Raw genomic sequence first — 13,601 nt, forward strand, 5'->3', positions numbered from 1 at the left:
TGGTGTTCTCCTTCGGGGTCTTGCCGTGGGTCGAGGGGTGCAGCCCGCGGTGTGGGCACCGTGGGCGGAAGGACGGTGAGAGGGCGGCGGGGTGGGAGGGCGGATGCGGCGCGGAGCCGAGGGCACAGGGGCGCCGCGGCCGCGGTCGGCGCTCACGCGCTCGGCCGCCGAGGCACCGCGAGGCGCGATGGCGGCGGATCCGGCCGCGGCGGACGGAGCGCGATGGCCGGGCCGGACGCCGTGTGACGGCTCCTCATGGGGCAGCGCCTCCACGCCGTGACCAGGGCGCAGGTGCGGCGGAGGCCCCGCCCCACGAGAGGCCGCACGCGGAACGGCGACGCTGCGGCCGAGGACGCTGTCGGTGCAGAGGGTCCGGGCGTAGGCGGGGGCGTCCCGGGCACCGCCGACGCGGGCCGAGCCGCCCCAGGCACCGCCCCCGCAGACGCCGCGACCCCGAGCGCTGCCGGCGCGCCCCCAGACGCTGCGCAAAGCGGGGTCCGCCCCGCGCGGGCGTCTCATGACGCGTCCTCGGGCGTCGTCGCGTGGGCGGAGGCGCATGCCAGTCCCCGGACCGCGTGGACCAGCAGGACCAGAGCCGCGGCGCCGCAGGCGACGGCCGGGACCAGTCCGGGCCCCCCTGTGTCGACGGCGGCCTCGACGGGCACGGCCAGGGCCGAGCAGCCGGGCAGGCGTCCCGCGAACGCCGAGGCCAGGGCCAGCATCTCCGTGCCGGCCGCGGCACCGAGTACGACAGCGGGTACGCGGTCGGCACCGTGCGCGGCGAGAAGGCGCCCGAGCAGCAGCAGCGCCCCGAGGGCACCGGCTCCCGCGTATGCGGCGTCCTCGCCGAGAACCGCCCCTGCCAGCCCGAGCAGCGCGCCGAGCGCGGTCAGGAACAGGGCGAAAACGCCGAGCAGCAGGGGCCGTACGCCCGCGCCGAACTCGTCCAGGCCCCGGCTGACGGCCAGTTTGCTCCGGGCCTTGGCGGCGAAGAGGTACGCGCACCAGGCGGCGGGCGCCACGGCGAGCGCGAGGCCGAGGGCAGGCGCCGTCGCGAGCGGCCATGGTCCGTCGGGCCCGCCCGCGAGGGCGGCTGCCAGCAGGCCGTCCCCGCCCACGGCGTAGGCGATGAGCCAGCCTGTCCACGCGCGCGTGGCGGTTCCCGCACGGCCTGGGGAGTGCAGTGGTCCCCGGCGGACCGCGAAGCACAGCGCGGCCGTGACGGCGATGGCGCCGCCGATGCCGATGCCGGCAACCGGACCGAGGCGGCCGCCGAGGGCATGCATGCCGGCGACCGCGATGCCGCACACGGCGCCGGGCAGCAGCGCCGTCGCGGCCCACGCGGCACGGGGCTCGGGCGCGCCACGCGTCGCGGGCCTCTCGTCGGGCTCGGCGGCACGCGGCACGCGCGCGTACATCTCCTCGGCCAGCGAGAAGACGTCCTTGTGCCGGAATCGTGCGGCCGTCCGGTCGGTCACGCCGTGGGCCTCGAGCCCCGCGGCGATCTCCAGCGGGTCGACGGCCCGCTCGCAGAGCTCGCGGTGCTGGTGCATGAGCCCCTTGACGGGGTCGACGGCCCGGCGCCGGGCGCTGTCGGGCCGCCGCTCGCTTCTTCGGTCCTGACGCCCGTCGCGCGCGGTTCCGCGGCTCTCGGTACGGGCTGCCGGGCGACCGCTGTCGCCGACAGCGCCATCGCCGACGGCAGTGGCAGGACCGCCGTGCTCCAGGGCAGCATCCGCGCTGCTCGCGGCCGCCGGACCCTTCCCCTCGGCCGAACCGCGTCCGGCCGGCTCGCTGCCGCCCTCCGCCACAGCCACGGAACGGCCCGCCGCCGAAGCCACGGAATCAAACTCTGCAAGAGACATGGCACCGTCGTCCGCCGACAACCCGGAACCGCCCCTCTCCGCGGAGCCCGTGTGGCCCCCGTTCTCGTCTTCGGTCCCTGTGCGCGCCAGGAGACCGGGCTCCGACCCGAGTCCGGAGCCCAGCCGGGCCCACGGGTCCAACAGAGCCCAGGCGTTCGATTCACCCCATGAGTCCGGCCCGCCGCCGGCCCCTGGCGCAGGCGTCGACGCGGCCGCCGACTCCAGCCCCGCCCCGGGCTGCAGCTCCGGCCCCGGCTGCAACTCCGGCCCCGGCTCAGGCGACAGCAGAGAAGCGTCCAGGAACATCCCGGGCAACGCGCCCGACGCCTCGTCGCCCGACGCAATCGACGAGTCCGAGGCGCTCGAGGCGTCACCCGCGTCGACCGCGCCCCACGCCTCCTCCGTGTTCTGCATGCTCACAGCGCCCCCTCCCCCGGGACGAAAGCGGCCCGGGCACCGGCGGTGGACCCGGCCCCTGCCCTCCTCGGCGTCACCCAGCGCGGCGCCGTCCGTCCGGACGCCGGTCCCCCGGCCCGGCGGTCACCGGACCGCCCCGCGGTCTCGGACCCTCGCGTCCAGGTGCCCGGCACATGGGCCTCGGGCGGTACGCCGAAGGGCAATGGTCCTCCGGTGTCGTCGACCGCCTCACGGCGTACGGGACAGTGCGAAACGATCTCCAGATACAGGGAGCCGAACGCCGCGATGTTCTGTTCGACCGTGAACAGTTCGAGGGCCCGCGCACGCGCCGCCGCACCCAGCCGCGCGCGTCGCTCAGGATCACGCAGCAGCGCGGTGCACGCCTCGGCGAGCGCGCGCGGATTGCGCGGCGGTACGACGAGACCGGTGCCGCCGATGACCTCCACCACGGCACCGACGTCGGTGGACACGGTCGCGCGCCCGCAGAACATCGCCTCGACCAGGCCGATCGGGAAGCCCTCCACGACGCTCGAGAGCACGACCACGCTCCCGGCCGCGTACGCCTCCGCGAGATCCGGTACCTCGGGCGTGCCCAACTCCTCGAACGACACGGGGTTGTCGCCGACCGCGTGCACGCCCTCCGCCTCGTCCGGGAACAGCTGTGCGGCCAGTGCGCGGCACTGCGCGAGATACGTCGCGGCCTCCGCGCCGTCGGCGGGCGCGCCGACGATCCGCAGCCGTGCCTTCGGCTCGTCCTTGCGGATCTCCGCGAACGCGTGCAGCAGCGAGACCAGGTCCTTGCCGGGCTCGATGCGGCCGACCCAGACGAGGGTGCCGGGATCGGCGCACTCGGTGCTCTCGCCGACCTCCGCGAAGCTGGACGCCTCCATGCCGGGGTAGATGGTGCGCAGTTTGGCGCGGTCGGCGCCGCAGCGCTCCTGCCAGCGCCGGGCGTGCGTGTTGCCGGGCGTGATGAGCGCCGCCTTCCGGTAGACCTCGGCCGCGAGCCGTCCGTGGAACGCGGCGAGCAGTGCGCGCACCGGTGCGCTGGGGTACTCCCGGGCGGCAGCCAGGTAGTGCGCCCGCAACTGCACGCCGTACTCGGTGACGAGCAGGGGCACTCCGGAGAACTCCTTGGCCAGCAGTCCCGCCAGGGCGGCCGCGCCGCCGGACGTGGCGTGGCACAGGTCGACCGAGCCGAGCCCGTCGTCCTCGTACCAGTCGAGCGAGAGGGGACGCAGCGCCCGTTCCAGGTGGGCGGCGACGGCGAGCAGGTCGGGCACCCGGGCGAGTTGTGCGGCACGTGGAGCGCCGGGGGCGCGGCAGGCGCGCTCGAGTGCCTGCACCGCCGGCTCGGAGCGCAGGGCGGCGGCCAGTCCGCCCTCGTCGCGGGCCAGTTCGGCGAGCCCGTACAGCGCACCGCAGAAACGGTCCTCCTTGGTGTTGGCGCACGTGTCGGCGCCACCGGAGCCCTCCGCGGATCCCGGCTGCGAGCGCGGCGCCGGCACGCGGGGGGACCCGTCAGCCGACGCCTCGGCCTGACCGTGCGCGCCGCGTGCGCCCCCCCTGGCGCACAGCGCCGCCACCAACTCCCCGTAATGCTCGGCGAACCGCCGTCGCGCACGCCTCCCGTACGCCACGCCTCCGCCGTCCGCGGACCACAGCGGAGCCGTCCGCACCCGGTTGACCTGCGGCGGCAGCGGGACCCAGCCTTCGTCCTCCTGCTGCCGGCTGCGGCTGAACGCGTAGACGTCGAATTCGTGCTGCCCGAGCCCGCGCACGAGCCGGTCGCACCAGAGCCTGGCGTCACCGCTCATATACGGATAGCCACCCTCCGTAAGTAGTCCGATGCGCACGAGTACACCCCCGATCTCCCGCTGGCGGCCGCCATTGGCCGGGCGGCCGGCAGCAGGACGAACGTATGCGGACATGCCGGTGGCGCGATGGACGGTTGTCCATCGCGCCACCAAAAGGGGTGAACGGACGTAACTTTCCCCCACAGGGGGCGTTTCGTCGCGCTAGGAGATCACTTCGCTACACATCGTCACACGATGGCCAATTCCCGCCGCACCGCCCGTCGTTGCCCCACGACGCCCGGTCGAGCGACGGCGCCGCGGCGAGCAGCCCGGACAGCCGGCTCCTCGGACGGATCAACTGTTCGGATACGGCCAGGGGTTGGGCCTGCAGGTGATTCCGCCGTACGTCAGGAACTTGGTCTGCTGCTGCATGACCGGTGCGAGCGCGCCGTTCCGGCTGCAGGTCACGTGGTTGAAGCCGAGGCGGTGGCCGACCTCGTGGTTGATGAGCATCTGCCGGTACGCGTAGATGCGGTCGCCGTAGGTCTTCGCGCCCTGTGCCCAGCGGTAGGCGTTGATCATGACGCGTTCCGTGGCGGCCGAGTCGCAGGACACGTTGTCCTCGGTCGTGTCCAGCCCGGACTTGGCGCACCAGACCGCCGTCGTGCCGGGACTCGCCAGCGTGATGACGAAGTCGGCCTTGCCCGATGAGACCCGTTCGAAGGTACGGCCGCCGTTGTGGGCCCAGCTCCGGTCGTCGTTCAGGGTCTTCTGCACGGCCTCCGCGAAGAGTTGGCCGTCCAGGCCGAGCCCCTGCTCGACGTCCACGCGGTAGCGGAACAGCTGCCCCTTTCCGGGCGCCTTGTCGAATCCCGGGACGACCTCGAACTTGCCCGAGCCCTTCAGTTGCGGGTCGAGTGGGTACTTCTTGCTCATCTGCTGGGCGTACGTCGCCGGGGCCGCGGCAGCCGTCTCGGAGGGCGTGGCCCGGCCGTCGGAGCGCGAGGCCTGGGCGTTGTCGGTCGCCCGTCCGGCCTTCGCGGCCTGCGTCCGCGTACCGGCGCTGTCGTGGCCGGTCACCTGTCCGGCGACGACCACAGCGAGGACGGTGGTGACGGCGGCGGCCGCGACACCGGTCAGGGCGCGGCCCTTGCCGCCCTTGACCTCCTTGGCGCGCTTCGGTCCGTCGAAGCCGTCGGGGTCCACGAGGCCGTCAGGCGCTGCTTTCGGCGCCTCGTCGGTGTCGTCGACCGTGCGCCGGCCGGTGACGGGCGCGTCAGGGCCGACGGGCGCCGCCGGGCTCGCCGCCGGGCCGGCCACGGGGGCGTTGCGCGGGGCGAACACGTCCACGTCGTCGAACGCGTCGAGATACTCCTTGCGCGGCCCGGGAATCCTCGGGCCCGCGGGCGCGACCCGGCCGGCGCCCGCACCACCGGTCCGCGGCACGGTCGCCGACTTCTCGGGGTGCCCGCCGCGCACATGCGGCACGCCGGGGGCGGCTCCATCGCCTATCTGCGGGACACCATGCGCCGGCGTGCCGTCCCACATACGCGGAACACCGTGGGCGGGGGTGCCGTCGGGAAGCCGCGGCACCCCGCGAGCCGGAGTCCCGTCGGGCAACCTCGGCACCCCACGGGCCGGAGTCCCGTCCGGCACCCGCGGAACACCGTGGGCCGGAGTCCCATCCCACATCCGCGGAACGCCCTGAGCCGGAGTACCACCCGGCACCCGGGGCACCCCACGGGCCGGGGTGCCATCCGGCACCCGCGGGACACCACGAGCAGGCGTGCCATCAGAAAACCGAGGCACCCCATGAGCGGGCGTGCCATCAGGCAGCCTCGGCACCCCACGCGCCGGCGTCCCGTCCCACATACGCGGAACATCGCGCCCAGGGGTGCCGTCGTTCACGCGCGGGGCGGCGCCCCCTGGGGTGCCGGCCTGGTGCGCTCTCGGGACTCCGTGTGCAGGCGTCCCGTCCCATATCTGTGGTGCGCCGTTCGCCGGAGTCCCCTCCGGCCAGGGCGCCGGCGCCTGGCCCGGTACCTGTGTCCGCTGCGGAACCGGCCGTGCCTGCCCCTGGCTCCCCGGATCGCCTGACGCGGGACGGGGCGCCGGGCCGGGAGCCGAGGGTGCGGTGCGGGTCCCCGGCCCCGTCTCCGGCGGCGCGGCGACGCCCGCCCGTATGGTGTCCGCGCGTATGTCGGCGCTGCCGCCGGTGTAAGCCGGGTCGCGGCGGTTGTCCACCGGACCCCGGCGGCTATGACGTCCCACGCGCCGTCTCAGCTCCCCGCGTTCACGTAGGCCTGGCCGTCCGTTTCGGCGAGCAGTTCCCGGAAGGCCTTCGCGACCGCTTCCGGGTACTCCATCATCGCCACGTGACCGGCGTCCGGCAGGGTCAGCAGCCGGGAGTCGCGGAAAGCCCGCGCCGCGCGCTGCGCCATGCGGTACGCCACCAGCTGGTCGCGCCCGCCGTAGATGAGCTGGGTCGGGGCGAGCACCCGCTCGGCCTGGCGCCACAGCCCGTGCTGGCCGCCCAGCGTGTAGGCGTTGACGATGCCGCGGGCCGAGCGCGCCATGGCATCCCAGAAGTAGGGGAGCCGGAGCCTGCGCTCCATCTCCTCGACGGCGGCCCGGAAACCCTCCAGCGTGACCCGCCCCGGGTCGCCGTAACAGAGCTGCATGACGCCGTGGACCCGCTGCTCCGCCGTCCAGTCCCGCGTCATGCGGGTGAAGAGCGTGCTGACCCCGGGCAGCGCGAGCAGGGCCGTCGGCACCGCACCCCGCTGCACCCGCAGCTCGGGCAGCGCGGGCGAGACGAGTGTCAGCGTCCGGACCAGGTCGGGCCGGACCGCGGCGACACGCGTGGCGACCGCGCCGCCCAGCGAGTTCCCGAAGAGATGGACGGGCCCGCGCTCCTGCGCGTCGAGATAGCGGATGACGGCGCGGGCGTGCCCGGTGACCGAGTAGTCGCCGTCGTCCGGCGGCGGGGAGTCCCCGAAGCCCGGCAGGTCGACCGCCTCGCCGTCCACGGTGTCGTCGAGCAGCGCCATCAGGTCCGACCAGTTCTGCGATGAACCGCCCAGCCCGTGGACGTACAGCGCGGGCGGCAGCCCCCCGCGGGCCGGCGGCCGCGAGCGGACGGTCAGTGTGAGCCCCGAAAGCGCCACCGAGCGGAGCTGCTCTCCCTCCCCGACCCTGACAGCGCCCACCCTGGGCGTGACAGTGGCGGCTAGGGCGGGCGGCAGCTCGGTCGAAGACATGCGGCAATGTTACGAGACGATCACGCACCTGTTTGTGTGTTCGCCATCACAGATCGCGTAGCGCTGGGATCGGGTGTTTCCTACGCTCATAGGGAGAGCACTCGGACGTTCACATCCACGGTTCCCCGGACCGCGGAGGCCCGGAACCGGACCGTACGAGAACAGATTCGGACCGCACGAGGACACACTCGGACCGAGCGAGTCCACTCGGACCGACCGAGTCCACTCGGACCGACCGAGGCCACTCGGACCGACCGCACTCGGACCGGACAACGAGCGCGCTCGCACCGCTCGGGAAGAGGACACATGACCGTCGACCCCACCGACCCCGAGACGTTCGAGGACGCCGTGGAACCCGTACCCGAGATCGACGTCGAGGCCCCGGAGGCGGACGCCGCCGAGCAGCACGCGGACCTCGCGCCGAACCGCGACGACTCACTGCAGGACTCGGACCCGGACCAGGCCAACGAGGCGGACCGGGTCGAACAGGCGCGAGTGGTCACCCTCGACGAGGACGACTACCGATGACCTGCACCCGGGGACCGGCCCCCGTACTCACGGCCCGGCCCCACTGACCGGCTGCCGCCGAGAGACCGGCTGCGGCAGAGCTTCAGGGGATCTTGCCCCTGTCCGGTCGTTTATGTTCCGTTCCGACCCTGTCCGGTCCGTGAAATTCTGCACGCGCACCGCGCACACCACGGTTACCGAAAAGTACGATGGCGGGCGCGGCGCACACCGCACTTGGACGATCTTGGGAGGCGGCGTGACAGCCATCGAGCAGACAGAGGCGGCACGCCCGCGAGGCACGCGCCTGCCGCGCCGTGCCCGACGGAACCAGCTGCTGGGCGCGGCCCAGGAGGTCTTCGTCGCACAGGGCTACCACGCGGCCGCGATGGACGACATCGCCGAACGCGCGGGCGTCAGCAAGCCCGTCCTCTACCAGCACTTCCCCGGCAAACTCGACCTCTACCTGGCCCTGCTGGACCAGCACTGCGAGTCCCTGCTGCAGTCGGTGCGCGCGGCGCTCGCGTCGACGAACGACAACAAGCAGCGCGTCGCGGCCACGATGGACGCCTACTTCGCCTACGTCCAGGACGAGGGCGGCGCCTTCCGGCTCGTCTTCGAGTCCGACCTGACGAACGAGTCGGCGGTGCGCGAGCGCGTGGACAGGGTCACGCTGCAGTGCGCGGAGGCCATCTGCGAGGTCATCGCGGAGGACACCGGGCTGTCCAGGGGCGAGTCCATGCTGCTGGCGTCCGGCCTGGGCGGCCTGGCGCAGGTCGTCGCGCGCTACTGGCTGCACAGCGACCGCAGCGTGTCGCGCGACCAGGCGGTGCAGCTGCTGACCTCGCTGGCGTGGCGCGGGATCGCCGGTTTCCCGCTGCACGGCCTCGAGCAGCACTGACGGCACCGCTCCTGTTCGCTGTTCCCGTCCCGTTATTCCTGTCCGCTGTTCGCTACCGGCGTGCACGCTCGGCGGCTGAGCCTTCCCTCACCGGGCTAGTGTGTGCTGGTACGGCGCGGACGGCCGCGCACATCACTGACCGTCGGAGGGACAAAGCCGTGGAGGTCAAGATCGGCGTGCAGTACGCGCCCCGCGAGATCGTTCTGGAGAGCGCCCAGACGGCCGAAGAGGTCGAGAAGGCGGTGTCCGAGGCGCTGTCCGGGAAGGCGCCGCTGCTGAGCCTCGTGGACGACCACGGCCGCAAGGTCCTGGTGCCGGCCGACCGTCTCGCGTACGTGGAGATCGGCGAGCCGACCGCCCGCAGGGTGGGCTTCAGCGCCCTCTAGGCGCGAACAGGCGCGAACGCGACCAGTCAGGGGTGCGGCCCGGCAGACAACTGCCGGGCCGCACCTCTGTGTTGCCTGCGCCGCGGACGGAGTCGCATGCGCCGCGGACGGAGCACGGCCCCACCCATGGGTGCAGCCATGGGTGCGGCACGTGGGGGCCCGCCGGACCGCGGCCGCACCGCGCCCCGGCGGCCCGCTGCGAGCGTGACGGATATGCGACGACGCATTCACAGTTGCGCCACATGTTCCTCTCAGCGGAGGATTGCGTTCCGGACGCCCCGGGTAGGACGGGCTACGACCGACACGACATGGCTGCGCGGGAGGGAACCACAGATGGTGCTGGAAACGCTCGGCTCCGCAGTCATCGGTCTTGCAGTCGCCTGGGTGGCCGCACGGCTCCTGCCGCACCGCCTCCCCGCCCGTACCCTCGTCCTGCCGACGGGCGTCGTGGGCGGGCTGTTCGGTGCATTCGTCACGCACAGCGCCCTGGGCGCCGGCCACACGCCGCTCACACTCCTCGGCGCGCTGGCCGTCGCGATCGCTCTGCTCTCCCTGCTGATCCGCCCGGCGGGGCTGCGCCGATCAGCCACCGCCTAGGTTCCGGCGCCGCGGCGCCGGCCCCTGGGCCGGGAGACCACACAGAAGTCCAAGGACCGCATCTGACGACTGCGGGCAGCCGCTCCGCCCCGTCCGGCGCCCGAAGGCGCCCCCAGGGCGCAACGACTGCCCGCAGGCCGTCTCTGTCGCGCGCAGGCTGTCCTGTCGCGCTACGCCGCCAGCCCCAGCGCAGCCATCCGCTTCGTGTGCGCCTCGGTGATCCGCGAGAACATCCGCCCGACCTCCGCGAGGTCGAACCCGTCCGCGACGCCACCCACCAGCATCGTCGACAGCGCGTCGCGCTCCGCGACCACCCTCTGGGACTGCGAGAGGGCCTCACCCATCAGCCGCCGCGCCCACAGCGCCAGCCGCCCGCCCACGCGCGGGTCCGCGTCGATGGCGGCGCGCACCTTCTCCACCGCGAAGGTCGCATGCCCGGTGTCGTCGAGTACGCCCAGCACCAGAGCGCGCGTGTCGGAGTCCAGACGCGCGGCCACCTCGCGGTAGAAGTCGCTCGCGATCGAGTCGCCGACGTAGGCCTTGACCAGGCCCTCCAGCCAGTCCGACGGCGCCGTCTGCTTGTGGAAGCCCTCGTACGCGGCCACGAACGGCTCCATCGCCCCGGTCGGCTCCTCGCCGATGGACGAGAGCCGGTCCCTGAGCTGCTCGAAGTGGTGGAACTCGGCCGAGGCCATCTTCGCCAGCTCCGCCTTGTCGGCGAGCGTCGGCGCCAGTTTCGCGTCCTCGGCGAGCCGCTCGAACGCCGCGAGCTCCCCGTACGCCAGGGCGCCGAGCAGGTCGACGACCGCGGCGCGGTACTGGGGGCCGGCGGAGGCCGTCGCCCAGTCCTGGGCGGCGATTCCGGTCGGCTCAGCGGGTGCGTCGGCGGCTTTGGCGGAGGCGTTGTCAGGCGTGGTCATGCAGCGCACAATAGTCCGCCTGCCGTCGCTCGGAAGTCCCTGGTCAATCACTGTGATGACGACTACGTGACGAATTCGGCCATCGAGTGTGCGCCGTTCCGGGGTATGGTGGTAATGCGCTCGTCGAGTTCATCGCCGCTCTTGACGGTAAACCGACGGGCCGCACGAATGAGGATGCCCGGTCGGTGGCCCGATCGGCTCCGACCCGACAGCCCTCCAAGCCGTACGCCGCAGTGCGTACGGCTTCCCATGGAGGGGCCCTCAGCGGTTCGAGCGCTAGAGCGTCGGCAGTGGTCCCGCGCCGTCCGCCCCGCGACAACAAGGCGGCCGGCGTCAAGACGGCACGGTCACGACCCCCAGCGTTCGCCTCGCACCGCATACACAGAAGAGGCAACACCCTGACTACGCAGCGTACGACTTTCCGAGAGCTCGGGATCCTCCCCGAGACCGCCGAGGCCCTCGAGGCCGTCGGCATCGTCCACCCCTTCCCCATCCAGGAGATGACGCTCCCCGTCGCGCTCTCCGGCACCGACGTCATCGGCCAGGCCAAGACCGGCACGGGCAAGACGCTGGGCTTCGGTCTCCCCCTCCTCGAGCGCGTCACCGTTCCGGCGGACGTCGAGGCCGGCCGGGCGAAGCCCGAGCAGCTGACCGACACCCCCCAGGCACTCGTCGTCGTCCCCACCCGCGAGCTGTGCACGCAGGTGACGAACGACCTGCTCACCGCGGGCAAGGTCCGCAACGTCCGCGTCCTCGCGATCTACGGCGGCCGGGCCTACGAGCCGCAGGTCGAGGCCCTGAAGAAGGGCGTCGACGTCGTCGTCGGCACCCCGGGGCGGCTCCTCGACCTGGCAGGCCAGAAGAAGCTCGACCTGGGCCACATCAAGTCCCTCGTCCTCGACGAGGCCGACGAGATGCTGGACCTCGGCTTCCTGCCCGACGTCGAGAAGATCATCAACATGCTGCCGGCCCGCCGCCAGACGATGCTCTTCTCCGCGACCATGCCGGGCGCCGTCATCGGCCTCGCCCGCCGCTACATGTCGCAGCCCACGCACATCCGCGCCACCGCGCCGGACGACGAGGGCGCGACGGTCGCCAACATCTCGCAGCACGTGTACCGCGCGCACTCCATGGACAAGCCGGAGATGGTCGCGCGCATACTGCAGGCCGAAGGCCGCGGCCTGGCGATGATCTTCTGCCGTACGAAGCGGACGGCCGCCGACATCGCCGAGCAGCTGCAGCGCCGCGGGTTCGCCTCCGGCGCCGTGCACGGCGACCTCGGCCAGGGCGCCCGCGAGCAGGCTCTGCGGGCCTTCCGCAACGGCAAGGTGGACGTGCTCGTCTGCACCGACGTCGCCGCCCGGGGCATCGACGTCGAGGGCGTCACCCACGTCATCAACTACCAGTCGCCCGAAGACGAGAAAACGTACCTGCACCGCATCGGCCGCACGGGCCGCGCGGGCGCTTCCGGTACGGCGATCACGCTGGTCGACTGGGACGACATCCCGCGCTGGCAGCTGATCAACAAGGCGCTCGACCTGCCCTTCAGCGACCCGCCCGAGACGTACTCGACGTCGCCGCACCTCTTCGAGGAGCTGAGCATCCCCGCGGGTACGAAGGGCGTCCTCCCCCGCTCCGAGCGCACCCGTGCCGGGCTGGCGGCCGAGGAGATCGAGGACCTCGGCGAGACGGGTGGCCGCGGGCCGCGCGGCCGCGGTGGTCGCGGCGGCCGCGGGCAGTCCGCGGAGGCCGAGCGGGAGCGGGAGCGCCCGGCTCGTACGCCGCGGCGCCGCCGCCGTACGCGCAATGGAGCGCCGGTCGACGCGGCCGCCGCCACCACGGCCGACGCCACGGCCGGGGAGGCCGCCGAAACGTCCCTGTCTGCGTCCGACCCCGCTTCGGCGACCGAGTCGGCTGAGGCGCGTACGCCGCGCCGTCGTCGCCGTACCCGCAGTGGTGCGAAGGCCGAGGCGCCGGCTGCCGCCGTCGGTGCTGACGTGGCCGATGCCCCGGTCACGCCGCTGCCCGAGCAGACGGCACCGGCTGCGGACGAGGCTGCTCCGGCCGCGTCCACCGTGTCGGACGCCTCGGCGGCTGCTGTCGCTCCGGCGCCGGAGAGCACCGAGACGCCGCGGCGCCGCCGCACCCGCAAGACCGCGGGCACCGCACCGGCGACCGAGGCCGCCCCGGCGTCGGCGACGGAGACGGTTGCGACTGTCGAGGCCGGGATCCCCGCCCAGACGACGCACGAGCCCGAGCCGAAGCCGCGCCGCCGCACCCGCAAGACGGCGGAGGCAGCGGTGGCCACGGCCGACGCGACGGCAGCCCCCGCCGAGGCAGAGGCCAAGCCCAAGCGCCGCACCCGCAAGACCGCCGAAGCAGCGGTGGCCACGGCCGAAGGCACCGCGGACACCGAAGCGACCGAGCCCGAGCCGAAGCCGCGCCGCCGCACCCGCAAGGTGGCAGAGGCAGCGGTGGCCACGGCCGACGCGACGGCAGCCCCCGCCGAGGCAGAGGCCAAGCCCAAGCGCCGCACCCGCAAGACCGCCGAAGCAGCGGTGGCCACGGCCGAAGGCGCCACGGACACCGAGGCGACCGAGGCCAAGCCGAAGCGCCGCACCCGCAAGACTGCCGCGGCCAGCGAGGCCGCGTCCGCCTCCGAGGTGACGCCGGCCGAGGCCGAAGCCAAGCCGCGTCGTACCCGGGCGAAGGCGGCGCCCAAGGCCGTCGCCGTCGATGCGGGCGCGGAGACGGCGGAGGCTGCGGAGGCCGCGCCGCGTCGGCGTCGTACCCGTAAGGCGGCGGAGGTCGCGGAGGCCTGAGCCGGCCGCTGAGGCCTGACCCACCGTGTCTGATGGCCCGGTCCCGTTTCCCGGGGCCGGGCCATCGCGCGTGGGTGTGGGGGGCGTGCGTGAGAGGCCTCTTTCTCCCCCACCCCGCCCCTTCCCGGAACCG

General features: G+C 73.6%; 10 protein-coding genes. 5 read left to right on the top strand and 5 right to left on the bottom strand.

Going from position 1 to position 13,601, the window contains the following annotated elements:
- Nucleotides 1–515: 515 nt before the first annotated feature.
- The 4 genes from ACWD4J_RS05100 to ACWD4J_RS05115 form a co-directional block, all read right to left on the bottom strand.
- A complete protein-coding gene (locus ACWD4J_RS05100) occupies nt 516–2,279 on the bottom strand; it encodes a hypothetical protein (protein ID WP_451394021.1) in 1,764 nt (587 codons plus the stop codon).
- Nucleotides 2,280–2,281: 2 nt separating this feature from the next.
- Entirely contained in the window at nt 2,282–4,099 is a 1,818-nt protein-coding gene (locus ACWD4J_RS05105) for a glycosyltransferase (protein WP_451393904.1), read from the bottom strand.
- A 333-nt stretch (nt 4,100–4,432) separates the two neighbouring features.
- Nucleotides 4,433–5,950: a DUF3152 domain-containing protein gene (locus ACWD4J_RS05110; RefSeq protein ID WP_451393905.1), complete on the bottom strand. Its 1,518-nt coding sequence runs from the start codon at nt 5,948–5,950 to the stop codon at nt 4,433–4,435.
- Between the two features lie 407 nt (nt 5,951–6,357).
- A complete protein-coding gene (locus tag ACWD4J_RS05115; protein WP_451393906.1) occupies nt 6,358–7,338 on the bottom strand; it encodes an alpha/beta fold hydrolase in 981 nt (326 codons plus the stop codon).
- Nucleotides 7,339–7,644: 306 nt separating this feature from the next.
- On the opposite strand from ACWD4J_RS05115, the gene ACWD4J_RS05120 reads away from it, so the two are divergent.
- The 4 genes from ACWD4J_RS05120 (at nt 7,645) to ACWD4J_RS05135 (ending at nt 9,726) form a co-directional block, all read left to right on the top strand.
- Nucleotides 7,645–7,866 (top strand): hypothetical protein, encoded by a 222-nt coding sequence (locus tag ACWD4J_RS05120; protein WP_451393907.1) that lies wholly within the window; start codon nt 7,645–7,647, stop codon nt 7,864–7,866.
- A 235-nt stretch (nt 7,867–8,101) separates the two neighbouring features.
- A complete protein-coding gene (locus tag ACWD4J_RS05125) occupies nt 8,102–8,743 on the top strand; it encodes a TetR/AcrR family transcriptional regulator (protein ID WP_451393908.1) in 642 nt (213 codons plus the stop codon).
- A gap of 158 nt (nt 8,744–8,901) precedes the next feature.
- Nucleotides 8,902–9,129: a DUF3107 domain-containing protein gene (locus ACWD4J_RS05130; protein WP_451393909.1), complete on the top strand. Its 228-nt coding sequence runs from the start codon at nt 8,902–8,904 to the stop codon at nt 9,127–9,129.
- Nucleotides 9,130–9,462: 333 nt separating this feature from the next.
- Complete coding sequence (locus ACWD4J_RS05135) at nt 9,463–9,726, top strand: hypothetical protein (RefSeq protein ID WP_451393910.1); 264 nt, start codon at nt 9,463–9,465, stop codon at nt 9,724–9,726.
- 170 nt (nt 9,727–9,896) lie between these two features.
- On the opposite strand, the gene ACWD4J_RS05140 is transcribed toward ACWD4J_RS05135, so the two are convergent.
- Complete coding sequence (locus tag ACWD4J_RS05140; protein WP_451393911.1) at nt 9,897–10,646, bottom strand: ferritin-like fold-containing protein; 750 nt, start codon at nt 10,644–10,646, stop codon at nt 9,897–9,899.
- A 500-nt stretch (nt 10,647–11,146) separates the two neighbouring features.
- Between ACWD4J_RS05140 and ACWD4J_RS05145 the strand changes: the two genes are divergently transcribed.
- On the top strand, nt 11,147–13,468 hold the full coding sequence (locus ACWD4J_RS05145) for a DEAD/DEAH box helicase (RefSeq protein WP_451394022.1): 2,322 nt from the start codon (nt 11,147–11,149) through the stop codon (nt 13,466–13,468).
- The last annotated feature ends 133 nt before the right edge of the window (nt 13,469–13,601 follow it).

The sequence above is a fragment of the Streptomyces sp. NPDC002577 genome, from assembly GCF_053594815.1.

Coding starts and splice junctions, on each gene's coding strand:
- ACWD4J_RS05100 (WP_451394021.1), bottom strand. CDS start 2,279: ATGCAGAACACGGAGGAGGCGTGGGGCGCGGTCGACGCGGGTGACGCC.
- ACWD4J_RS05105 (WP_451393904.1), bottom strand. CDS start 4,099: ATGAGCGGTGACGCCAGGCTCTGGTGCGACCGGCTCGTGCGCGGGCTC.
- ACWD4J_RS05110 (WP_451393905.1), bottom strand. CDS start 5,950: ATGTGGGACGGGACGCCGGCGCGTGGGGTGCCGAGGCTGCCTGATGGC.
- ACWD4J_RS05115 (WP_451393906.1), bottom strand. CDS start 7,338: ATGTCTTCGACCGAGCTGCCGCCCGCCCTAGCCGCCACTGTCACGCCC.
- ACWD4J_RS05120 (WP_451393907.1), top strand. CDS start 7,645: ATGACCGTCGACCCCACCGACCCCGAGACGTTCGAGGACGCCGTGGAA.
- ACWD4J_RS05135 (WP_451393910.1), top strand. CDS start 9,463: ATGGTGCTGGAAACGCTCGGCTCCGCAGTCATCGGTCTTGCAGTCGCC.
- ACWD4J_RS05140 (WP_451393911.1), bottom strand. CDS start 10,646: ATGACCACGCCTGACAACGCCTCCGCCAAAGCCGCCGACGCACCCGCT.
- ACWD4J_RS05145 (WP_451394022.1), top strand. CDS start 11,147: ATGACGCTCCCCGTCGCGCTCTCCGGCACCGACGTCATCGGCCAGGCC.